Consider the following 22,174-nt stretch of genomic DNA (forward strand, 5'->3'; position numbering starts at 1 on the left):
GCCTAAAAGTCGCCATCACGGACGTAGGGTTGGCTCCAGAGGATGACCGACAGCAGCACGGCCTTGAGCCAAGCCTGATGCATGCGCTCGACTTCCTCGGCGCTATGCCCCTTCTTGGCGAGGAATGGCTTGATTGTTGCGTAGATCGGATAAGTCAGTGCGAGCACGTAACGCAACGGGATGTGTTCAGGCGCTTCGACGTGGTCGGTCTGGTTCTTCTTGCTGCGGTGATGGCGCAGGCCAATCTCATACTGGTAGTCCAGCCAGGCCTGGTTGTAGTTGGCTGCCGTCAGGTCGCGGATCCACTGGCCAAAGCGTTGCCGGACTCGATCAAGGTAAGTGGTGTCAGGCTGGCCGTCGCTTCGGCGGGTGAAATAGTAGAGTAGGTGTGGGTTCGCTCCAACGAAGCCATACCAGACGTCGAGGATTGCGTCGACCTGATCAGCAAGCACGTCGTGAGCCTGACGCAAGGCCGCGATGTCCTCATCCGTAAAGAGCACCGTCTTCTTGAGCAGTTCGAACTCCTCGAGGCTGATCGGGGATCGAGGTACGGCTGTCGTGCCATAGGTGTATCCCGGGATCTGGCTCATCATGTCACTCCTTCCGGATGGCGAACGACCAAACAGGAGGCAGCGCTGGATACCGCAACAGCCAAAACCCAAGGGGGCCTCAATGTGTGTAACAACCTGGCGTGTTTCACCTCCTTCGACTAAAGGTCTGCCAGTTCAGTTCAGCCAGATCGGGATCGGCCCGCTGGTAATCAGGGCAGTCAAGCCGAAGCGAGCCGTCGCCAAACGGGGCGTCAACATAGGCACAGTGGTGGGGCCGTTTCGGATCGGCGTGAACGAACGGGTGGAAGTAGCGGCAGGTCAAACACATCTGCGCGACTGGGATTTCACCGCGTTCTTGTAGCGTGCGAATCACCTTCAGCAGCAGGCGCCAGAGTACCTGCTGCTCGTCTGGTGCGAGTTCAGTAATCGCGGTGCTGAGGAAATCGGGCCAGCTGGCAACTACTTCGGCAGCCTGCTGGCCCGCTGGTGTGAGGGCGACAATGCGCTGGCGGCGATCAGTCGTTGACCGCCTGCGTGTGATGAGTCCTTTCGCCTCGAGTGCGCTCACCACGTCGCTGGCTGTCGGCAGCGTTACCGCGAGGGCGTCGGCAATCGCTGCGACGCTTGCCATATTTCCTGGCCGAAATCGCAGAAAAGCCAGCACTTGTCCCTGCGTCGGCGTCAGTCCCTGCTGGTTGCCCTCCTGCCAGGCTCGGTGCCGCAAGGCAATGCTGATGCGAGCCAGACCGTGGGCAATCCGCTCAGGAAGCGGTTCATCCTGCGCATTCCAGCCGCTTGGATCCATGGTGTCCCTTTCGATTTACTTAGAACTCCTAAGTACATGATAATGGCCCAGACTGCTGCTGTCAAGCGCTGTCATACGGCACACGTGCTGTGGTGCATGCGCAACGTGTCGTACTGGACCGGTGCTCCGTGTAAAGCGTGCAGACAATGCTGCCTATTCTGGACAGCCCCCACTACGGTGGAGTACCAGGCCATGCTCGGCGGCAGTAGGGGATGAGGGCAGTGCAGGGTAACACGACCTGCTGGGTACGGGAATGCCAGGAGGCCAATGCTTGCCTGCTCTCAGCGCTGCCCTTACAATCCGCCCGATGTGAGCACGGTCAAGGGGGACACTGATGGTAACGGTTGCGCAGGCAGTTGCAAGCGAACTACGGCGGGCAGGAATTGACCGAGCGTTTGGTTTGCCAGGGGGTGAAGTGCTCTATCTCATCGATGCCCTGCGTCAGGCTGGCGTGCCGTTTGCCCTCTGTCGTCATGAAGCGAGTGCCGGCATCATGGCCAGCGTCTATGGAAAGCTGCGTGGTACGGCGGGTGTCGCCGTCGCCACGCTTGGCCCAGGAGCAGCCAACCTGATGCTCGCCCTCGCCACCGCCTGGCTCGACCGTGAGCCGCTGCTGGCCATCACGGCTGATCTGCCAACCAGTTGGCCCCCGAGCCACACGCATCAGCGGCTCCCACTCCTCGAGCTCTACCGCCCTATTACTAAGCATGCGGAAGCGGTTACGCCGCTGAACGCTGCGAGTGCCGTGCGTCGGGCGCTTGCAGCCTGTTGTACCGAGCCGCTGGGACCAAGCTACCTGACGCTCTCGGCTGAAGACGCACAGTTGCCAGCGGCAGAACAGTTGCCCGATGGCCAGGCTGCAGCGCCCCAACCTGAGGCCAGCCAGTTGGGCGATCCTGATGCTGCTGCCCAGGCAATCGTCGCCGCGTTAGCCCAGGCCGAGCGACCGCTGGTGCTCGTTGGGCTTGGGGTGCGTCCGACCAGAGCGACGCTGCTTCGCCGTTGGCTTGATACGTGGGGGCTGCCGGTCGCGGTCACGCCGAAAGTAAAGGGAATCGTTGACGAGACTGCCCCGTACTTCGTCGGTGTCATTGGTGGCATGGCTATCGATGATTTGATGCTTCAGGCTCTTGAGGCAGCCGACTGCCTCATCGGGTTTGGCTTTGACCCGGTCGAGGTTGACAAAAGCTGGCATGCTCGCCTGCCGATTCTCTGGGTATTAGAGTCGGCCCAGGCAACCGGTCAGCTGCCCCGTTCCAACGCCTACTATTGCGATCATGGCCAGGTGCTCGAGCGGTTAGTGGCACTAGAGCCGCCTCGTACCTTCGGCCGTCCCTTTGCCGCTGTTCAGGCCGAGCGCCAGGCGATTGCCGCAGGGCACAGCCGAGTGCCACAACATGGGCTTGCTCCAGTCGCGCTGGTGCAAGCGCTGGCCCGTGTTCTCCCGCCCGAGACCATTGTCACCACGGACGTCGGCTCACATAAATACCTGTTCGGTCAATTCTGGCCTAGTCGCTTCCCCCAAACCTTTTGGATGAGCAACGGGCTCTCTGGGATGGGCTACGGACTGCCTGCAGCGATTGGTGCCAAACTTGCTCGACCAGATGCGCCAGTGCTTGCGGTCGTTGGCGATGGCGGATTCGCCATGAACGGCCAGGAACTCGAGACGGCGCGGCGGCTCGGTGCGCCGGTCATCGTTGTCGTTATTGCCGACCAGTCCTACTCACTTATCCAGATCAGCCAGAGCAACCGGGGTCTTCCCCGCTATGGCGTCGATTTTGGCCCAATCGACAGCGTTGCGGTGGCACGTGCCTGCGGTGGCGATGGCGAACGCGCGGCCACGCCTGAGGCCATCAGTGCGGCTGCCCGGCGGGCGCTTGACATGGCCGTCCCGTATGTCATCGAAGTCCCACTTGATCCAGAAGCATATCGGCCAATTGTCTAGATAGAGAATCGCGAGGCTGGTGGGGCACGGTGTTCTTTGGTGTCGTAGCTGCTCTGCTTGTCATGGACTAGCCGCCTCGCACTGGGTCGAGGACGCGGAGATGCGATGTCATGCTTGGTCGGCATAGCCGATACGCTCTCTACGGTACCCTATGATTCATCAGGTTCGGCAGACAAGTCCTAGCAGAACAGGCGCCAATACTGTGGATCGCGTCCAGCGGCAGCGTAGTCGAAGTCCTCGGCCAATGGCTGTAGGCAAAAGCGACCGTCGACGATTCGTAGCGCGACGTAGCGTGAGAGGTCGGTGATTGGTGTTGCGGGGTCTCCTAACTCTTCTCTGGTAAAGAAGCGCGCGTCGTCATGTTCGTGGCCGTCAGGCTGGAGCGTCCCGCCCAACGGCTCGAGCAAGAACATCACGTAGGTGTCAGCACGCGTGCCGTCACAGCGTGTACGAATACCGACGAGGCCAAGGACGCGCGTTGCTAGTCCGGTCTCTTCGTGTACTTCTCGGATGACAGCCTGGTCGAGTGTTTCTCCTGGGTCGACGTGTCCACCTGGGAAGAGATATCGCCCGCGTGCTGGTCCATACGTTTGGCGAACAAGCAAGACCGCCTGATCACGGACGACAATGCCGCCAACGGCAACAACGTGCTGCGCTGTCTGGCCCATGCTCGTGCTCCTCTCACTGCACACGGAGGCACCATCATTCAACGTGATGGCGTTGCCAAGGGATTCGGGGCGAAGAGCCGTGGGTTGTGAATTTTCCACTGCCCCTTCTCATAGATCAGAGTAAACGTGTAAGTTGACACACGATCGTCGAGGCGCTGGGTTACATCGACCGTCGCGTGATTACCCTCGATCTTCGGCACGCCGATCCGCTCAATCGTAATGCGGTTGCCTAATGTTGCTGCGACTTGAACGGCTTCCATAAAGTCGTCAAACGATTCTCCGAGGTTGGTCTCATCGGAGTGCATGAGCCACGCCTCGCCAGCTCGACCGTGGTAGATAGCATCAAGATAGCGCCGGACGGTGTCTTGGATTGCTTTGCTCTGCGCCGAGACAGTCGCTGTTGGTGGTGTTGCCGCTTGCCCTTGGCTGAACAGATGCAGGTTCAGCCGGCAACTGCTCAGGACGAGAGCCAGCGCAAAGAGAGCGACGAGCATCGATTGTCGGCGGCACGTTGGCGGCTTCATTCCGTGTTTCCCTCGCTTTCGGTGCAGATGGTCAGATGACACGAGTGTACAACGAGCCAGACCTGTCAGATAATGCCGAAATGGCAAAAATATTGCGCTCCTGGGATACTCTTGACGATCTTAAACTGTTCCGATTATTCTATGGTAACAACTGTATCCGACCTTGCTACGTCAATCGGAGGATCTTTGGCGACAGGGCACCGTGAAGGAGCGGATGGGATGAGTCTCACGGTCTCGCGGCGGCAGTTGCTCAAGATTGGCGGTGCAGCAGCTGCCGGGACAGCAGCAGGCGCATTGCTTGGTCTCGGTGTCGATCTTCGCCCGAAACAAGCACGGGCGCAGGAGTTGCGCATTAAAAACGCGCAGGTATTCCCCAGCATTTGTCCCTACTGTGCCGTCGGCTGTGGAACGCTCGTCCACGTTGTCGACGGCAAAATCGTCAATATTGAGGGGAACCCGAAGAGTCCGATCAACATGGGCAACCTTTGCCCAAAGGGGGCGGCAACCTACCAGTTGCATGTGAATCCAAACCGATTGACTAAGGTGCTCCACCGCAAGCCATATAGCACGCAGTGGGAAGTCGTCGATCTCGAGTGGGCGATGGATCGCGTGGCTCAGCTGGTCAAGCAGACGCGCGATGAGACGTTCGTTGAGACCTTGCCCAATGGCAAGAAGGTCATGCATACCACGGCGATTTTCTCACTCGGTGGGGCGACGATTGATAACGAGTGGAACCATCTCCAGCAAAAGTTGATGCGCGGCCTGGGGGTTGTCCGCATCGAAAACCAGGCCCGGATATGACACAGCTCGACCGTCCCCGGTCTGGGGGCGCGGCTCGGGCGTGGTGGTGCTACGCTCTATCCCGGCAGCCTGGCTGATGCCGATTGCATTGTGATCATGGGATCGAACATGGCTGAGAACCACCCCGTGGCCTTCCGCTGGGTGGCTCAGGCAAAGCTGAAGGGCGCGAAACTCATCCACGTCGACCCGCGCTTTACGCGCACCTCGGCGATGGCCGACCTCTATGTGCCGATCCGCTCCGGCACTGATATCGCCTTCATTGGTGGCCTTATCCGCTATATGATCGAAAATGAGAAGTACTTCAAAGAGTACGTTGTCAACTACACAAACGCGCCGACAATTATCAGCGATGACTACAAAGACACCGAAGATCTCGAAGGGGTCTTCTCTGGACTGAAGGAGGCGCCCCCAGGCGGCGATCAGAAGTATGTCTATGACAACACAAGCTGGCAGTACAAGCGCACCGCTCCCTGGGACGCGAACCAGGCGCGTCAGGAGGCGCTCAAGGCAGCAACCTTTGCCGAGATGATCCAGAAGATGGTACCGCCGCCAGCTGCCAAGGATCCGACGCTCCAAGATCCACGCTGTGTATTCCAGATCGTTCGGCGCCATTTCTCGCGGTACACGCCGGAGATGGTCGAGCGGATCACGGGCTGCCCGCAAGACCTCTTCCTCAAAGTTGCTGAGATGATTGCCGAAAATTCTGGCCCCGATCGGACGACCAGCTTCGTTTACGCTATGGGCTGGACGCAGCATACCTATGGCGTACAGACGATTAGCTGCACCGCCCTCCTTCAGCTCCTTATGGGGAATATGGGGCGGCCCGGTGGTGGCATTATGGCCTTGCGTGGCCACGCCACGATCCAAGGGTCGACAGATATTCCTACGCTTTACCACTCCATCCATGGCTACATGTCCCATCCTGATGCGCGCAAGGCGCACGATACGCTGAAGGACTACATCCTGACGGAGACAAAGCCGACCGGGTATTGGGCGAACTTGCCCAAGTTCATGGTCAGCTATCTCAAGTCAATGTACGGCGATGCCGCCAAGCCGGAGAATGACTTTGGCTACGACTGGCACCCCAAGATCGCTGGCGATTACTCCCACATGGCCACGATGGTCGACATGGCCAATGGCAAGGTGAAAGGCGCCTTGATCTTTGGCCAGAATCCCGCCACCTCAATCAACGGCAGCTTGCAGCGGCGTGCCTTAATGCAACTTGATTGGCTGGTTGTCAAAGACAACTTTGAGACTGAGACGGCGTCCTTCTGGTACACCGCACCAGAAGTGAAGAGCGGCGAGATTAAGCCGGAGCAGATTAAGACAGAAGTCTTCCTCTTCCCGTCGGCACAGGTCGCTGAGACTGAGGGCAGTTTCACCAATACCCAGCGACTTGTGCAATGGCATGAGAAAGCGGTTGATCCGCCTGGCGATTGCCGCTCAGACGCCTGGTTCACGCACCAGCTAGCCCTGCGCCTCAAGAAGCTCTATGCCGACAGCACGCTGCCGCGTGATCAGGGAATCAAGAACTTGCTCTGGGACTTCGACTACGATCCAGGCAAGTATCCAACGAATACACGCATTCAGGGTGAGCCTGATCCGCTGAAGATCTTGCGCGAAATCAACGGCTACAAGACTGACACCAAGGAATTGCTCTCTGGCTTTGCTGACCTTAAGGATGACGGCTCAACCACCTGCGCATCCTGGATTTACAGCGGCATCTATCCGAAGGAAGGACAAAATCGCGCGGCGAGCCGTAACCCTGATCCTGACAACAAGCCTGGGAGCAATCTTGGCTGGGGCTTTGCCTGGCCAGCGAACCGGCGTATTCTCTACAACCGCGCCTCGGCGCGTCCTGATGGCCAGCCCTGGAGTGAACGCAAGAAGTGGGTCTGGTGGGATCCCGAGAAGAAGCAGTGGACAGGCTATGATGTCCCTGACTTTGCCGTGACGAAGGCGCCGGACACGCCAGCCAAGCCTGGTGCAACCGGCCTTGATGCACATGACGGGAAGAGCCCGTTCATCATGATGCCTGACGGCAAGGGCTGGCTCTTCGTGCCAACTGGTCTTGTCGATGGCCCGCTCCCGACGCACTATGAGCCTATGGAATCGCCGGTTGTCAATCTGCTCTATCCGAAGTGGCCCAAGAACCCGATCGCCAAGTACTGGCAGCACGAGCGGAACCAACTGGCTGATCTTGATCCCAACTTCCCGATCGTGCTGACGACCTATCGCTTGACTGAGCACCACCTCTCGGGCGTGATGAGCCGCTGGCTACCTTGGTTAGCTGAGCTCCAGCCGGAACTCTTCGTCGAACTCAGTCCCGAGCTGGCGCAGGAGAAGGGGATCAAGAATCTCGACGTTGTTGAGATTTCGACGAAGCGTGGCACGATCCGTGCAAAGGCCTTGGTGACCCCACGCCTGCGCCCGCTGATGGTCAATGGTCAGGTGGTGCATCAAATTGGCATGCCGTGGCACTGGGGGTTCATGGGTATCGTGACCGGCGATGTGGTCAACGACCTCACCGCTATGGTCGGCGATCCGAACGTGTCAATTCACGAAAGTAAGGCGTTGGTCTGCAATATCAAGAAGGCGTAGGAAGAGCGGAGTGTCCCGCGGGGTAACCATCCCCCGCGGGATTGGCACGGAGGAGCCAAACTATGCCGGAACCGATGGGGTTCTTCACCGACACATCCGTTTGTATCGGCTGTAAGGCTTGTCAAGTTGCGTGCAAGGAATGGAATCAGCTCCCGGCGATTAACGGCGGGGCTAACGTCCTCAGTGGGAATAGCTATGACAACACGACCAAGCTCGATGGCATGAACTGGCGTCATGTCAAGTTCATCGAGCAGTTTAGCCCTGACCGCAAGCAGGCGCGCTGGTTGATGATGAGCGATGTTTGCAAGCACTGCGTGCAGGCTGCATGCCTTGAGGTCTGTCCGACTGGAGCGATTATCCGAACCGAATTCGATACGGTCGTGATCCAGCAAGACGTCTGCAACGGCTGCCGTGCCTGCATTGCTGCTTGCCCCTTCGGCGTTATCGACATCAACCCTGAGACAAACACAGCAATGAAGTGCACGCTCTGCTATGACCGATTGCAGGCCGGTATGGTGCCAGCTTGTGCCCAGGCGTGCCCAACGCAGTCGATCCAGTTTGGACCGATCTCCGAGTTACGTCAGCGCGCTCAAGCCCGGCTTCAGCAGTTGCAAGCGCAGGGTGAGACCAAGGCGCAACTTTACGGCGCTGACGAATCGATCCTTGGCGGGCTCAACTCTTTCTATCTCCTGCTTGATGATCCAGAGGTCTACGGCCTGCCGAGGAATCCCAAGCTTCCCTCGCGGAATTTGCCGGCAGCGGCCGGGCTCTCGACGGCTGGCGCGATTGCTATGGGAGTCATTGGCCTCGTCAGCTTGCGCAAACGGCGGATGGATCAACTAGCGGCTGAGGCGCGGCGCAACAACGGCCAGGAGGAGAACGGCGATGCCCGATAGCTTTGTCACAAAAGCACCTGAATGGCTCTGGTGGATCGCCATCTATTTCTTCGTCGGTGGCATTGCTGGCGGAAGTTTCGTCATCGCGGCATTGCTGCAACTCTTTGGCAATCGCGCCGACCGCCCGTTAGTGCGTGCGGGATACATCATCGGTTTTCTTGGCAGCGTGCTCAGCGGCCTCATCTTAACGATTGATTTGCGTCAACCGTTGCGCTTTTGGCACATGTTGATCCAGTCCAAGACGTTTCTCCCGGCATTCAAGTATTGGTCGCCGATGTCCTTTGGTTCATGGGGCCTCTTAACGTTTGGCCTCTTCTCCTTCCTGGCAACGGTTGGCACGCTAGCCGAGGCAGGCTATCTCCCACGCGGGCTGCACGCCCTGGTCAATGGCCCGCTTGGCTGGGTTGTCAACATCATTGGCATGCTTGCTGGTTTCTTCCTTGCTGGCTATACCGGCGTGCTCTTGGCGGTGACAAATCGTCCGCTCTGGAGCGACACCGTGTGGCTTGGGCTGCTCTTCTTACTCTCCGGGTTCTCGACTGCTGGCGCGTTGCTCCTGCTCTTGGGCTGGCGGGCGCAGCCCAGTACCCTCCACTGGGTCGAGCAAATCGATACAGTGGCATTGGTGCTTGAACTTGTCGTCCTTGTAATCACCGTGCTCTCACTTGGCACAACCGTCACGCGCCTCGTGCTTTTCAACGTCTGGGGGGTGTTGCTTGGCCTCGTTGTCCTCGCCGGTATTTTGCTCCCGCTCGCCCTACGCTGGCGGCCGCTTCTTGGCCGGATTAGTGTGCCAAGTGCGGCAGTGCTGGTCTTGATTGGCGGATTCTTGCTGCGGATCGTCATCTTGTTCGCATCGGAGGCGGTCTAGCCGTGCGGTGGCAAGGGAAAGCAGTGCGGTATGTTCTCGCTGGCCTACTCCTGGCTGCAACCGTTGCGTGCAGCCCCGAGGCGAAGCGTACCCGCGGCGGCGGCCCTGGAGCTGACATTGGCAATCATGGTGCAACGGTTGAGTTGCACCCGACTGGACCTCGGACAATTTACTTTGAAACGCCGATGCAAGGAACAGCATCGCATGTTGCAGGGCTGACGATTCAATGAGTGGCGCACAAGTTGACCGTCTTGAAGCGCTTGCGCGGGCGGACGCCGTTGTGGCGCCGCTCGCGCGTCTCCAGGCTGAGGCATTGCAGATCGCTCTGGATCCCCAGTGGAGTCAGGCTCTCTCGCCCGAACAGGTGCTAGCTATCCCTGACGAGCCCTTGCTCCATCGTCAGCGTCTCGCGCTTGACTCACATATGGTTGTTGCCGCCCTGCATGCGCTGCTTGACGTTGCGATCCAGGCTGAGATCGGCGAGGTCCTGGCAGTACGTGATGCGCTGCACACTGGCGCGTTTGATCCGCTCGCACTCCTCCAGGCCGGCGTGGTCGTCGATTCGCCCCAGTTGACTCGGCTTGCCCGGCGCGCTGCGGTTGCACCTGAACTCCTGACAACGCTTGGGCAAGTGCTTGCGCTCCCGCTTCTCCATGCCTGTGGCGAAATGCTCGCTTCACGCGCTGCAACGCGTGACTGGGCGGTTGGCTATTGCCCGGTCTGTGGTGCCTGGCCGGCACTTGCTGAGCTTCGCGGGCTGGAGCGCGAGCGCTGGCTGCGGTGTGGTCGTTGTGGCAGTGCCTGGAAGTTTCCCCATCAGCGCTGTGTGTTCTGCGGCAATGACGACTTCCGCTCGCTTCATTACCTTGCGCCGGAAGGACAGCAAGACGCGCTACGTGCTGAATGCTGTCAGCGGTGTCGTGGCTATCTCAAGACAGTTGCTACGCTCGGTGCACTCTCCCATGAGGCGGTACTTGTACGCGATCTTACAACACTTGAGCTTGATCTCGCGGCGCTTGACCAGCAGTATCAGCGAACGCGCGTCCTCGGATTTCCTCTCGTTGTGCATCTGGTCGCGCGGGATTGACGCGCAGGAGGGTTACCCATGTCCTTGCAAAATCCGGTTGCATCGCTCATTCGGCCCGCTGAGTTTAGCCGAGCCTTGCTCCATGCCCTCGATGCTTCCGAGGGGCGTCGCCGGCGTCGCAAGCGGGATCAGACGCCTGATAGCATTGGTCTGAGCCTCAAGCGTGATGTGCTTGAGAAGATTATCGCTGAAGATCCCGAGCCTGAGGCGTTTGAGGCGTGGTTGCTTGATCTTGTCTTGCATACTCCTGGCAGCGGAGGACTCCGTGCGATGTGCCAGGACATCCTTCAAGAGTACCGATTGGCTCAGCAAGATCCACGATTCAGCGAATGGCTAGCTGAAGGAGCGCCGAGTGATGACGCGTTGCCTGAAGGACAACTGACGGGGCGCGGTGCAACGTGTGCTTCCGATGCCGGCAGCTGTGATCGCTCAGCGTGATGATCCACGGATGTACTAGCACCACACCGAACGTGTGCTGGGCCGACGTCGCATACGAGAACGCCGATACATAGCGCTCATCTGAGCATAGCGGGCCAGCATAAGCACGACGCATCCGGGGGTGAGCAGCAGGCGGCATGGGATGTATTAGTGCTGGCTCACTGAAGCGCTCTGTTTCCTTCTCTGGTATGCCGATGCGTGTTCGGTCGCTATCAGCCGTGCAAGACGGCGAGGGGACACGCGAGCAAGGATCTGACCAAGGCGACTAGCTGGTCGATGAGCCGGTGCAGCGTGGTCATCTGAAGAAAGCTCCGTGCTCTCTGGCACGCTCGGATAGTGTTTCCAGTATGCAGCGAACGTCGTAATGAACGCGCGTTGGGCATAGACCTCGGGGTGTGAGCCGGCCTCTTCAACGCGTCGCAGCGCCTCATGCGGTGCATAGCCAAGGGCGATTAGGACACAAGCGGCAACGGTACCGGTTCGTCCAATGCCAGCGCCGCAGTGCAGCAAGACGAACTCGTCATGTTGGAGCCAGGAGATAATGTCGCGAATCAACGCGGCAAATGCGTCGATTTCAGCTGGCACGCCGCAGTTTGGAATTGGAAAGTAGCGTGCTTGTGGCCCTAATCGCCGTCGCTGCAGCTTGAGAGCATACTCGGGTGACTTTGGTAACACTTCTGTTTCCAGCTGGGCTAGGCAGACAATCCGCGTGATCCCACAGGCTCGCCATGCAGCTTCGTAGGAGGCAAGCGGCGCATAGCGTCCAGGCATTTCTGAAAGGAACAACGCACCGCGGGATCGTGAGCCGAGGTCGACTGCCCGTAGCCGACAGTGGTGCTCCATCGCGTTCGTGCTCCTTCCGGTCGCTCGGCCATGGCGGTGCGCCTGCTTGCGCCCTGCACAGCTTGTTGCTTGCCAAGCGATCCTTCGCCACTTACCGTGAGCGCTGCTCGCCTTCGAGAGCAGCGCTCGTCTCTTCGCCATTTGACGACGCCCGTTGCCCAGCGGCTACCTCTTCAGGCTGCGTTTCTTCTGCCCCGTCTGCTTCCGCAGTGCCGTCAGTAGCCTGTGCTGCAAGTTCCTGTTGCACTGTCTCATAAACCCAGCGACCTGGTTCTTCGACATGCAACCGCATGACTTGCTCTGCATAGTCCGGGTCACCGGAACGGAGGGCTTCTAAAACGCGCTCATGCCGCGACGGTAGGTCAGCTAGTGGCCGCTGGGCGATCGAAATGGTTAAAAACGTGGATGTGGCGAGACTGAGGCTCGTCCAGAACTGTTGCACAAGCTGGTTGCCTGAGGCTTCGACAACAATCCGGTGGAAGGCGATATCGGCTTTCACAATGTTGTCGCAATCTCCAGCTTCGACGGCTTCGCGCATGCGGTCGATCTGCTCTTCGAGCGCGAGAACGTGTTCATTGGTTAATCGCGTTGCAGCGGCACGGGCAGCGACACCTTCAATAGCAGCACGGATGGGGTAGATTTCGACAAGCTCTTCCCGGCTGAATTCGCGCACCTGTGTGCCACGGAATGGTGCGCTAACGACGAAGCCGAGCAGCTCAAGGTCCCGCAGTGCCTCACGGACGGGTGTCTGGCTGACGCCAAGCTCTTGCGCCAGCTTTGTCTCGACGATGCGATCTCCCGGCTTCAGCTGACCAGAGAGAATAAGCTGGATAAGGTGATCTTTAATCTGTTCACGGAGGACTCGGCGCCCAACCTGGCGCTCCTCCATAGCCGATTGCTTCCCCGGCGTTGTCTCTGCGGCCATCGATTGCTCACAATCGCTGTACCCGGAAAGAATCGATTGTGTAGTACTGCACTATACTGTGCTGCAGCACCTACTGTCAAGCGCTTGCCGCGTTTCGTCGGCTGGCGTTGCTTCATTGCACTCCTTGCGTGCTGCAGCGGCGGAGTCTTATCCTTAGAGGTAATCCCCGTGATGAAGGCGATCCCTCCTGGAGAGACAGGAGTGAAGACGTTTGATGGTACAGCTCAAAGCGATGCATCTAAACCGATCAGTCTGCTGGCTCAGCCGAACGTCGGTACGGCCACCACCATGTTCTTCCATCCTGCTTTGAAGAGTGACGCACGTTACTGACTCGCATGAGCGTGAAAGGAGCTGATGATGTCTGAAGGGGCTGCCATCTATGAGAACAAACCGCTTGTGGCACCTCCGCCGCAGTTAGCCAAGCACGCACCGGTTAGCCAACGTGAAGCGCAACGCCTTCTCGCTCTTGCCCGAACTGATCCTGCGGCTTACTGGGCCGAGATTGCCTCTGAACTTGACTGGTTTGCGACCTGGGATCGCACGCTCGAAGGTTCACTCGGTGCCTTTCGTTACTTTGTTGGTGGAATGAGCAATGTCTCATTCAATTGTGTCGATCGATTCGCTGAGCAGCGCCCGAATCAGGTCGCGCTCTTCTATGAACGGGAAGATGGCCTGCGCGAGGTCTGGAGTTATCGCAATTTACGGGACGAGGTAAGCCGGCTTGCGGCGGCGCTTTCCCGTGCTGGTATCCGTCAAGGCGATCGTGTTGCCATTTACATGTCCAACATTCCCGAAGTCTTTGCCGCTGTCCAGGCCTGCTATCGCATCGGAGCGATCTATTCGATCCTCTTTGCTGGTTTCTCGGCAGAAGCTGTGCATGACCGATTGGTAGACCTCGAGCCTCGGCTGGTAATCGTTGCTGATGGCAGTGTGCGGCGTGGACGTGTTGTGCCGCTCAAAGAGACGCTTGATCAAGCGCTCGATGACGTTTCGAGCGTTGAGCGGGTTGTCGTTATCCCACGCCTCCGCCGCGACGTACCGATGCAACCTGGACGCGATGTCTCCTACGAGGACTTTCTCGCGGATTCCCCGGCGTTCTTCCCACCGGTGCCACTTGAAGCCAATGAGCCAGGGTTCGTGATCTACACCTCTGGCACGTCAGCCAAACCGAAGGGGCTCGTTCATGCTGGCATTGGATTCCTTGTTGGAGCGTATGCGAACGTCAAGTGGAGCTTGGCGCTGCGCCCTGATGATGTCTACTGGTGTACCGCTGACGTCGGTTGGCTGACGTTCCCCATTTTTGCCCTTGTTGGTGGCCTCGCCCACGGAGCGACGCTCGTCATTTACGAAGGAGCGATGGACTATCCTGATCCTGGGCGCTTCTACCGTATCCTCGGCCGTTATCGGGTGACCAAGCTCTTCACATCACCAACCCTGTTGCGTATGCTCCGTCGAGCCGGGGACGCGTGGGTGTGCAACACAGACGATCTGGTCCTCGTTTCGCTCGTCGGTGAGCCGCTCGATCCCGAGACATGGTACTGGACCCGCGACGTACTCGGCGGAGGACATATCTTCGTCAACAATACCTATGGTCAGTCAGAGACTGGGACGGCCTGGGCGTCCAGTATGGTCGGTCTAACACCGACAAAGCCAGGTTCATGCGGACATACGCTGCCAGGCTATGTGGCCGAAGTGGTCGATGAGGATGGCCGACCAGTACCACCAGGACAGCTTGGCTATCTTACCCTTACTGCACCGTTCCCGTGCTTAGCCCGCACCGTCTTCCGTGATCCGGCCCGCTATCGGAACACCTACTTTGAGCGTTTCCCCGGCCGCTATTTCAGCGCGGATGCCGCGGTGATCGACCCGGATGGCCAACTTTGGGTCTCTGGTCGGGTCGATGATGTCATTAAGGTGTCTGGTCACCGCATTGGTACGATGGAGCTTGAGGCGGCGTTGATTAATCATCCTGCTGTCTCGGAGGCTGCGGTCATTGGCGTGCCGGACCCAATAAAGGGAGAGGTACCAATGGCCTTCGTAATCGTGCGCCAGGGCTATAGTCCGAGCGAGGCACTAGAGCAAGAACTCATCGACTCGGTCGTGCGGGCAGTCGGGAGTTATGCACGCCCCAAGCAAGTGGTGCTGCTGCAAAACCTGCCACGCACTCGCAGTGGGAAGATCATGCGCCGGCTACTGCGTGACCTCGTGATCTACGGCGAGATTCGCGGTGATACCAGCGCACTCGAAAACCCTGAGGCGCTCGAAGAACTCCAGCGCTTGCGTGTCTAAGGCGAAGCGTCAGCGATACACGAGCACAGCGTGTTATGGCTCAAAGACCATGAATTCGAGGAGGTTGCCAAAGGGATCACGGCAGAAGAACCGTGGCCGACCAGGAATCGGTGTTGCGTCATAGGGGCGATAGCCTGCCGCTTCTAACGTTGCCCGGATTGGTGCTAATTCGTCGACCTCGAAACAGAGATGGCGACGAGACCGTCCGCGGGTTTCGTCGTCTTCGGCGACGACGTGAAGCTCTGTCGGCCCAGCGTCAAACCATACCAGGATGTTGAGGCCGGCGAGCGTCTCCGGCACGGGCTTCTCGGGCAGCCCGAGGAGGTCGCCATAGAATGCACGGGCTGTTGCTGCGCCGTCAATCGGTGCAGTGATGGACACGTGCTGGATTCGCTTGATCTCTGCCATACTGCCCTTCCTCGTGCAACTTCAGTTGCCTCGCTTGCTGATTGTACCGGTTCTGCTATGGTAACATTATAATGCTGGGTTCGGCCATATTGGTGGAGGATAGTGATGCGCTTCTCCTTCCGGTGGCTTGTGAGTCTCGCCCTGGCCGGTTGGTTGGGGTATCACATTGTCGGTGCGATACGAGCCTGGCCGCTTGACGTCTACGAGTGTGGCGAATGGCGTGGACCGGCCCTAGCGCTCATGCTCCTTGTGCTCGATCTTCCATTGCTTGTTGCAGTCAGTCTGCTTGCCTGCAATAGCCGCTGGGCGATTGCCTGGGGGCTCACTGGACTCGCCATTCTCGGGATCTATGTCGTGCCGCAGCTCTGGTACTTTCGCATGGTTGGCCTCAATGCCCCGCAGTGTGCACTGAAAATGCCTGCTGAGCTTCAAACAGTTGGGGTGTTGGTTGACGTTGTAGTTGCAGCGCTTTGTTTCGTCATGGCTGGTGCTCGCTGGACCCAACGTCGGCGTACCCTTGCCTTAATGCTGTAGTCCTGCCGCAAGAGCTTGCGTCGTGGTGCACTGCTCAACCATACTGACAACGGTAGAGAGGGGGCAGTGCGGGCATGCCAGGTGGATCGCCAAAACTCGCCAAGCAGCTTGTGAAGCTCATGTATCGGCATCGATGGCAGCCGCTGGAATTTCGCGGCAATGGCTATCTGCTTGAGGTTCGTCCATACCATGCCAAGCTGGAAGCGGGCTTCACGCTTTGGCGCACGGGTCCTGACTCGCAGCTCCGACCAGTTGTGAGTGGCCATACCGAAAATGGCTACCTTTTGACGGCTGAAGGATTCGTGCTTGATCTCCCGCCGGCGCTCGAACAGGCGGTGGCGCAGTTGCTTGCCCAAAAGCCAGTGCGGGCAGCCGCTCACTCTGCCTGAGGACTGCCCGCACCACTCTTGTTCACGATTACCAGAGTGTCCGAATCATGCCGCCGTCGACCTGCAGTGCAGCCCCTGTGATATAGCTCGCGCGCTCCGAGGCGAGGAATACCACCGCGTTCGCGAACTCCTCCGGCTCTCCGTAACGGCCCAGCGGAATTTGTGCGAGCGATCGCTGGCGAACCGTTTCCGGATCGACACCAAGCTTGGCTGCGTTTGCCTGATCAAGTTCGATCAGCCGCTGGGTCGCGATGCGGCCTGGCATAACGGTATTGACTCGGATATTGTCTGGCGCAAGTTCCTCTGCGAGCGATTTAGCGAGGGCGGTGACACCGGCCCGGAAGACGTTTGAGAGGATCAAGTTCGGAATCGGCTGCTTTACTGACGATGAAGTTAACATAATAATACAGCCTTTGCCGCGCTGGCGCAGGGCAGGGAGGGCGGCGCGCGTGAGGCGGATGGCGCTCAAGAGTGTGAGTTCGTAGCCCGCTTGCCAGCCTGCGTCATCGAAGTCGGTGAAGCCGCCGGCTGGTGGACCACCGGCGTTGGTGACAAGGATGTCGAGCCCACCAAAGTGGTCTACTGCCGCCTGAACGAATCGCGTGATGTCCTCAGCATTGCGCAAGTCGCAGGCAGTTGCAAACACTTCGACTCCGTGCTGGCGGGCCTCGGTTGCAACAGCGTCAATGGCGTCCTGTTTACGGCTGCAGATCGCCAAGTTCGCCCCTTCGCGGGCAAAACCGAGGGCGACGGCCTTGCCAAGTCCCTGGCTCGCTGCCGCAACCAGGGCGACTTTGCCGCGCAGTCCCAGATCCATCTTCTGTCCACTCCTTCCCGCTCTTCCATAACCGCACCGCTGTCGCGATTATGACGGTCGCTACCCCACACGGCAACGTTTTGAAGTTGTCACTTGCCGCCTCGCTCGCCTTGGTACATCCCCCGGTAGCCTTCAGTCGGACGGCTCAGGCGATGAAAGACGAGCTGGACAATTCGCGCCCCGGGCTCGAGGATAAAGCCTGCTGGATTATAGACAACCAGCAGAGCCACGCCTTGCCCTGAGTAGCCAGCGTCCCACACGGCCGTATGCACTGCGACACCACAGCGGAGTAGACTGGATCGCGGTCGGGCATAGGCCATGCAATCCGTTGGCAGATTGACCGTCTCTGTAAAGCGTATGAGGTACGATCCCGGCTCCAGCCGCCACCGACCATCCCAGCTGGGCTCAATCGGTGTTGTGGCAGCGAGTTGTCGTCCTGCGTTGTCGATTGGCAGCGTCCCGGGTGAGGTAAAGCGCCCAATTGATGCAACGGTCAGATCAATCCCGTTTGGCTGGAGCTGGGATTCAGGATCGAGCAGTCCGGCAACGAGGGGTGGATCGGTCGCCAGTAAAGCACGAAGCTCTTCCCGGCTCAGCACGCTTGACATAGTAGCCTCCTTACTTCATCACCGATGGCCAAGGTCAACGGTTGCGTAACCGTCACCTATGCTCAATGAGACGCCAAACGGTTCAGACAGCTGAGCGAATGCTGTGAGGATTGCCTCCGCAGTTGGACTGCTGGCCAGGCGTGGGCGCCCGCGCCGGTGGACTGGCTCACCGAAGCCCAAGGAGACGGGGTAGAGAGTGATTGCCTGCAGTTGGTCGCCGGTAAACGTGCACACCGGCAAGACCGTCTCCCAGTACTGCCGATGCGCTGGGAAGCTCCGCTGTTCGTTGTCGTTGCGCAAGAGAAAGAGCTCACTTGGCTGGAGCGTCGGCGCGGCACGGAGACGCTCGTAGCCGTCACTTGGAAGAAATTCGACGAGTTCGTTCTGTGCGATGAAGTTCCCGAGGCTATAGAAGATCGGTTTGCCTTGGTACAGTTCCATGCCACGTAGCCGATGTGGCCCGTGACCGACAACGAGGTCGGCTCCCGCATCGATAGCGGCCCGGCAGAAGTGGATGAGGAATTCAGCGGGCTCTGTCTCGTGCTCGCCCGCTTCGTGGGCGTGTACGCTCAGTAGCACAAGGTCCGCGCGTCGCTTGGCATCACGGATGCGCGCAAGTATTGCTGCTTGGTCGCCGGCGTGTGGATGTGTCCGGACAGCTGGCCGTTCACCAACACGAAAATGCCCGCTCAGGAACGGGAAGAGATCCGGGTCCTCCGGCGGATGCAAGAAGCCAAGGGCAATCCGCTCTAACCGCTTCTGTTCCAGGCCGGTCTGCTCGGCGATCGCTCGCAGGGCAGCGAATTGCTCAGCTGTCACCTCATAGACGGTTTCAAAGCGCAAGGGGTTAAGTCCAGGCCTACCAGGCGCGTCTGGCCGAGGGTCACTTGCTTCTTGTCCCGAGGCGAACGTCGACGAGCAGCTGAGTAACGCGATGCTGCCATGGCCGTAATCGAGGTATGCTGGTGCTCGCGCTTGGGCGAGTGAGCGCCCAATACCAGCGTAGACGAGCCCACGGTTCTCCAATGCGTCAATCGTTGTTTCCAACCCAGCGATACCGTAATCAAGGCTATGGTTGTTGGTGCAGGCAAAGAGGCGAAAGCCAAGCGCCACGAGTTCATCGAGGACCCAGCTGCGCGCTGCAAGATGGGTTCCGCCGCAGTCTTTGACTGGCGTGCCGCAGAAATCGTTGGGCAGCACCTCGAGGTTAGTAAATGCTACGTCGGCACTCCGCAGGATCGCCCAAAGCGCTTGCGTGGCTGGATCGCTCATTGTTGCCACCCGCCGCGTGATCATGCTGTCGCCCGTGCATGCAATCGTCGTGACCTTCTCCACGGTCTGCCCCCTTGTGGTTTGCTGAGGGAGAGTTTCCTCGAACGCTCATGTGCTGACAACCCGGGAGCGTGGCTGTGCGATAAAGCGCAGGATTACTGAGTTGCAATGCCGAGAGAGTCCGTTCACAATCTCTGCATGAATGAAGTGAGGACAGGAGAACCAATGCAGACGACACAGATCGCGATTGTTGGAGGTGGCCCAGCCGGTCTTGCTGCGGCGCTCGCGGCGGTGGAGGCTGGGGCAACAGTGACGCTGATTGATGAGCAGCCCACGCTTGGCGGCCACTGGCGTTGGCTGCGGACACCTCTTATGGGCATCACCCCTGAGCTTGATGGACGCTCCGGCGTTGAGGCTGCCGAGTTGCTGACTGCGCGTCTTCGCGCACTCGATCTTCAGGTGCTGACTGAGACAGTCGCCTGGGGGCTTTTTGATGAGCGGACGCTTGCGCTTGCTGGCCCGCAAGGATCTTTCCTGCTCCAGGCCGAGCGGCTGATCTTGGCCACCGGAGCAATCGATCGCCGTGTGCCGTTTCCCGGCTGGACGTTGCCCGGTGTGATGACTGCCCGTGAAGCACTCCGGGTACGTGAGACTGAGCCGGCTCTGCTTGGCGAGTATGTCGTTGTGATCGGCGCAGGCGATGATGCCGACCATGCTGTTGTGGCGCTCGAAGGATCAGTACGCACCGTAACACGCCTGCCGGGATGGGCCGATGTTGCAGTTGAAGGGCGGCATCGTGTCGAGCAGGTGCGATATCAAGGGCACACACTACCAGCCGACACCGTTGTGGTCGCACTTGGGCGGCTGCCCGACGCTACGCTTGCGCAGCAAGCAGGTGCGCAGCTAGCGTTCGATGAGCAACTCGGTTGGTGGCGAGTGCACCGTGACGAGTCCTTGCAAACAACATTGCCGGGTGTATTCGTCGCTGGAGAAGCAGGTGGTGCGCAGACGGACGCAGAGGCCTGGCAGGAGGGCCGGCTTGCTGGGCTTGTCGTGGCTGATGCCCATGACCTTGCCGTGCTCCAAGCTGAAGGGGCGCTGCGGCGTTCGGTGCACCAGCAAGCAGTTGATCCGCTCTCGCCATCGTGGGCCGCTTCGCTCGCCGATGACCTCGTGATCTGTCGATGCGAGATGGTTACCGCTGGCGCGATACGGGCTGCCATCCGTGATGGTGCTCGTTCGCTTAACGACATCAAACGACGCACACGAGCTGGCATGGGCGAATGCCAAGGTGCATGGTGTAGCCCGGCGATTGCTTGTGTCCTCGCTGCTGCGCTTGGTTCCCCACGTTCAGCTCTTGTTCCACTGACTGCTCGGCCACCTGCTCGCCCGATTCCGCTTGCGACCTTAGCTGCGCTTGAGGGAGTGGATGCCCATGAGTCGAGCTGAGCCTGCTTGGTATCCCTTGGTGCTTGAGCCTCACTACGATGAGCGGCCGTGGGGTGACCAGCGGCTCGCGACCATTCTCGGGAAGCCCTGTCCGACCGATCGCCCCATTGGTGAGTCTTGGGAGACTGGCCCTACAGCTCGCGTGCTCAATGGCCCACTTGCTGGCGTCTCCCTTCATGAGCTTGTTCAGCGTGATCCGCGCGGCCTGCTCGGCGAGTGCGGTCAGCGTGTCAGCGGCTCCTTTGCTGATTTTCCCTTGCTGGCAAAATTCATCGATGCCAACCAAACACTCTCCGTGCAAGTCCATCCCAATGATGAGCAGGCACAACCGTTGCATGCGCGGGGCAAGACTGAGGCATGGCACATTCTGGCTGCTGAACCAGGGAGCTTCCTCATTACCGGGTTGACGCGCTTCGTTGCTACCGACGAACTCCGCGCCGCCTTGACAGCAGAGCAACTCGATCCGCTGCTTGAGCGGGTTGTCGTACGCCCTGGAGAAACGGTGTTCGTCCCAGCTGGCACCATCCATGCGATCGGCGCTGGCATCCTGCTCTATGAAATCCAGGAGGCCAGTGATGTTACCTTCCGACTCTATGACTGGGGCCGTCGCGATGCCCAGGGACGCACTCGCCCGCTTCACGTAGAGGAAGCGTTAGCCGTGCTACAACCACGACGGCATGCTCGCCGTGTGCGCCCCCTTGCACTTGATCCTATTCGAACCGTGCTCGCTGCCTGTCGCTACTTCGTTCTGGAGCGCTGGCATGTGAGAGGCCTGTTTCAGTTTGTTGCAGACCCGATGCAGTCTTTCAGCATCATGAGTTGCATCGATGGCGCCGTCTCTATCCGTACTGGCACCATCGTGACAGCGCTTCAAAAAGGCCAGACCGCAGTCATTCCAGCTGCCCTACCACATTTGCTGCTCGAAGGCGATGCGGCGCTCCTTGTCAGCCGAATTCCTGATCTGTGGCGTGATGTCGTCGTTCCTCTCCGCAGCGTTGGCTATGACGACGGGCTGATCGCTCAGCTAGCTGGTGAGACGGATGACTTGCGTGCACTCTTGCCGGGCGCGGGTGGAGATGATGGCGCAGGATGAGATAAAATGGTAGGGCTACACCAAGTGCTGGGGAGCAAGGTCAATGCGCTACTATGCCGAGACGTATCTTCCCATTGACCAAGTCCTCGAACGAGCTGAGCAGGCCTTTGGCCCAGCAAGTCCGCTCGGACTGCGAGTAGTCCAGCATATCGTTAGCGAGCGCGTCTATGCTGATGCGACGGGCTTCGTCGCACTACGCCTCCGTCGGCGTGGCCAGTGCACCTGCGTGAGCCTTGAGACGCGCGAGTACGACGCTGCTGTCCAGCGCTTTCTCGCTGGATTGCCTGGCTCATCTTGGCTGGATCGTGTTCGCGGCCGATTGGATGACTGGGTCCGCCGTCAACACGTAGTGCACTAGCC

24 protein-coding genes are annotated in these 22,174 nt (G+C 59.3%); 14 read left to right on the forward strand and 10 right to left on the reverse strand.

Annotated features, from left to right (window positions below):
- Nucleotides 1–2 precede the first annotated feature (2 nt).
- On the reverse strand, nucleotides 3–593 hold the full coding sequence (locus N675_RS02800; RefSeq protein WP_038037745.1) for a protoglobin domain-containing protein: 591 nt from the start codon (nucleotides 591–593) through the stop codon (nucleotides 3–5).
- A 103-nt stretch (nucleotides 594–696) separates the two neighbouring features.
- Nucleotides 697–1,356: a MarR family winged helix-turn-helix transcriptional regulator gene (locus N675_RS02805; protein WP_038037746.1), complete on the reverse strand. Its 660-nt coding sequence runs from the start codon at nucleotides 1,354–1,356 to the stop codon at nucleotides 697–699.
- 334 nt (nucleotides 1,357–1,690) lie between these two features.
- Here N675_RS02805 and N675_RS02810 point away from each other — a divergent pair, with 334 nt between their 5' ends.
- Nucleotides 1,691–3,301, forward strand: coding sequence for a thiamine pyrophosphate-binding protein (locus N675_RS02810; protein ID WP_038037747.1), 1,611 nt, complete (start codon nucleotides 1,691–1,693; stop codon nucleotides 3,299–3,301).
- Nucleotides 3,302–3,480: 179 nt separating this feature from the next.
- Here N675_RS02810 and N675_RS02815 read toward each other — a convergent pair whose 3' ends face one another.
- Nucleotides 3,481–3,969, reverse strand: a complete 489-nt coding sequence (locus N675_RS02815) for an NUDIX domain-containing protein (RefSeq protein ID WP_051913939.1) — start codon at nucleotides 3,967–3,969, stop codon at nucleotides 3,481–3,483.
- A gap of 38 nt (nucleotides 3,970–4,007) precedes the next feature.
- Nucleotides 4,008–4,493, reverse strand: a complete 486-nt coding sequence (locus N675_RS02820) for a nuclear transport factor 2 family protein (protein ID WP_038037748.1) — start codon at nucleotides 4,491–4,493, stop codon at nucleotides 4,008–4,010.
- A gap of 219 nt (nucleotides 4,494–4,712) precedes the next feature.
- On the opposite strand from N675_RS02820, the gene fdh reads away from it, so the two are divergent.
- From fdh to N675_RS02855, 6 genes are all read left to right on the forward strand, one after another.
- Nucleotides 4,713–7,895 (forward strand): formate dehydrogenase, encoded by a 3,183-nt coding sequence (fdh, locus tag N675_RS02830; RefSeq protein WP_081886791.1) that lies wholly within the window; start codon nucleotides 4,713–4,715, stop codon nucleotides 7,893–7,895.
- A 62-nt stretch (nucleotides 7,896–7,957) separates the two neighbouring features.
- Entirely contained in the window at nucleotides 7,958–8,791 is an 834-nt protein-coding gene (locus tag N675_RS02835) for a 4Fe-4S dicluster domain-containing protein (protein WP_038037752.1), read from the forward strand.
- On the forward strand, nucleotides 8,781–9,662 hold the full coding sequence (gene nrfD, locus N675_RS02840) for an NrfD/PsrC family molybdoenzyme membrane anchor subunit (protein ID WP_038037753.1): 882 nt from the start codon (nucleotides 8,781–8,783) through the stop codon (nucleotides 9,660–9,662). The genes N675_RS02835 and nrfD overlap by 11 nt, the downstream gene beginning before the upstream one ends.
- A gap of 2 nt (nucleotides 9,663–9,664) precedes the next feature.
- Complete coding sequence (locus tag N675_RS02845) at nucleotides 9,665–9,892, forward strand: hypothetical protein (RefSeq protein WP_038037754.1); 228 nt, start codon at nucleotides 9,665–9,667, stop codon at nucleotides 9,890–9,892.
- On the forward strand, nucleotides 9,889–10,749 hold the full coding sequence (locus tag N675_RS02850) for a formate dehydrogenase accessory protein FdhE (RefSeq protein ID WP_038037755.1): 861 nt from the start codon (nucleotides 9,889–9,891) through the stop codon (nucleotides 10,747–10,749). Before N675_RS02845 ends, N675_RS02850 begins: the two co-directional genes overlap by 4 nt.
- A gap of 18 nt (nucleotides 10,750–10,767) precedes the next feature.
- Nucleotides 10,768–11,187 carry a type III secretion fhipep protein gene (locus tag N675_RS02855; RefSeq protein WP_197066254.1) on the forward strand — a complete coding sequence of 140 codons (420 nt, stop codon included), beginning with the start codon at nucleotides 10,768–10,770 and terminating at the stop codon, nucleotides 11,185–11,187.
- 147 nt (nucleotides 11,188–11,334) lie between these two features.
- On the opposite strand, the gene N675_RS13445 is transcribed toward N675_RS02855, so the two are convergent.
- Both N675_RS13445 and N675_RS13450 read right to left on the reverse strand, forming a co-directional pair.
- Nucleotides 11,335–12,030 carry a protein-tyrosine phosphatase family protein gene (locus N675_RS13445; protein WP_051913943.1) on the reverse strand — a complete coding sequence of 232 codons (696 nt, stop codon included), beginning with the start codon at nucleotides 12,028–12,030 and terminating at the stop codon, nucleotides 11,335–11,337.
- 91 nt (nucleotides 12,031–12,121) lie between these two features.
- Nucleotides 12,122–12,955, reverse strand: coding sequence for a GntR family transcriptional regulator (locus N675_RS13450; protein ID WP_231577903.1), 834 nt, complete (start codon nucleotides 12,953–12,955; stop codon nucleotides 12,122–12,124).
- A 168-nt stretch (nucleotides 12,956–13,123) separates the two neighbouring features.
- On the opposite strand from N675_RS13450, the gene N675_RS14215 reads away from it, so the two are divergent.
- Together N675_RS14215 and N675_RS02870 are read left to right on the forward strand one after the other, a co-directional pair.
- Complete coding sequence (locus N675_RS14215; RefSeq protein WP_156100787.1) at nucleotides 13,124–13,285, forward strand: hypothetical protein; 162 nt, start codon at nucleotides 13,124–13,126, stop codon at nucleotides 13,283–13,285.
- Between the two features lie 27 nt (nucleotides 13,286–13,312).
- Entirely contained in the window at nucleotides 13,313–15,244 is a 1,932-nt protein-coding gene (locus N675_RS02870; protein ID WP_051913945.1) for an acetate--CoA ligase, read from the forward strand.
- A 33-nt stretch (nucleotides 15,245–15,277) separates the two neighbouring features.
- Here N675_RS02870 and N675_RS02875 read toward each other — a convergent pair whose 3' ends face one another.
- The gene (locus N675_RS02875) at nucleotides 15,278–15,652 is read right to left on the reverse strand and encodes a VOC family protein (protein WP_038037757.1); all 375 of its coding nucleotides are present in this window, start codon (nucleotides 15,650–15,652) and stop codon (nucleotides 15,278–15,280) included.
- 105 nt (nucleotides 15,653–15,757) lie between these two features.
- Between N675_RS02875 and N675_RS02880 the strand changes: the two genes are divergently transcribed.
- The gene (locus N675_RS02880; protein ID WP_038037758.1) at nucleotides 15,758–16,186 is read left to right on the forward strand and encodes a hypothetical protein; all 429 of its coding nucleotides are present in this window, start codon (nucleotides 15,758–15,760) and stop codon (nucleotides 16,184–16,186) included.
- Nucleotides 16,187–16,260: 74 nt separating this feature from the next.
- The gene (locus tag N675_RS02885; protein ID WP_038037759.1) at nucleotides 16,261–16,575 is read left to right on the forward strand and encodes a hypothetical protein; all 315 of its coding nucleotides are present in this window, start codon (nucleotides 16,261–16,263) and stop codon (nucleotides 16,573–16,575) included.
- 28 nt (nucleotides 16,576–16,603) lie between these two features.
- Here N675_RS02885 and N675_RS02890 read toward each other — a convergent pair whose 3' ends face one another.
- From N675_RS02890 to N675_RS02900, 3 genes are all read right to left on the reverse strand, one after another.
- Nucleotides 16,604–17,392: an SDR family oxidoreductase gene (locus N675_RS02890; RefSeq protein ID WP_038037760.1), complete on the reverse strand. Its 789-nt coding sequence runs from the start codon at nucleotides 17,390–17,392 to the stop codon at nucleotides 16,604–16,606.
- 89 nt (nucleotides 17,393–17,481) lie between these two features.
- Nucleotides 17,482–18,000, reverse strand: a complete 519-nt coding sequence (locus tag N675_RS02895; protein ID WP_038037761.1) for a deoxyuridine 5'-triphosphate nucleotidohydrolase — start codon at nucleotides 17,998–18,000, stop codon at nucleotides 17,482–17,484.
- An 18-nt stretch (nucleotides 18,001–18,018) separates the two neighbouring features.
- A complete protein-coding gene (locus N675_RS02900; RefSeq protein WP_231577904.1) occupies nucleotides 18,019–19,335 on the reverse strand; it encodes a CapA family protein in 1,317 nt (438 codons plus the stop codon).
- Between the two features lie 162 nt (nucleotides 19,336–19,497).
- Here N675_RS02900 and N675_RS02905 point away from each other — a divergent pair, with 162 nt between their 5' ends.
- The 3 genes from N675_RS02905 to N675_RS02915 are packed head-to-tail and all read left to right on the forward strand — an operon-like array spanning nucleotide 19,498 to nucleotide 22,172.
- Nucleotides 19,498–20,721, forward strand: coding sequence for an FAD/NAD(P)-dependent oxidoreductase (locus tag N675_RS02905; RefSeq protein ID WP_038037762.1), 1,224 nt, complete (start codon nucleotides 19,498–19,500; stop codon nucleotides 20,719–20,721).
- The gene (locus N675_RS02910) at nucleotides 20,708–21,814 is read left to right on the forward strand and encodes a type I phosphomannose isomerase catalytic subunit (RefSeq protein ID WP_038037764.1); all 1,107 of its coding nucleotides are present in this window, start codon (nucleotides 20,708–20,710) and stop codon (nucleotides 21,812–21,814) included. Before N675_RS02905 ends, N675_RS02910 begins: the two co-directional genes overlap by 14 nt.
- Nucleotides 21,815–21,857: 43 nt before the next feature.
- The gene (locus N675_RS02915; protein WP_038037765.1) at nucleotides 21,858–22,172 is read left to right on the forward strand and encodes a hypothetical protein; all 315 of its coding nucleotides are present in this window, start codon (nucleotides 21,858–21,860) and stop codon (nucleotides 22,170–22,172) included.
- Nucleotides 22,173–22,174: the final 2 nt, after the last annotated feature.

It is taken from the genome of Thermorudis peleae, assembly GCF_000744775.1.
In the GTDB taxonomy this organism is placed as follows: domain Bacteria; phylum Chloroflexota; class Chloroflexia; order Thermomicrobiales; family Thermomicrobiaceae; genus Thermorudis; species Thermorudis peleae.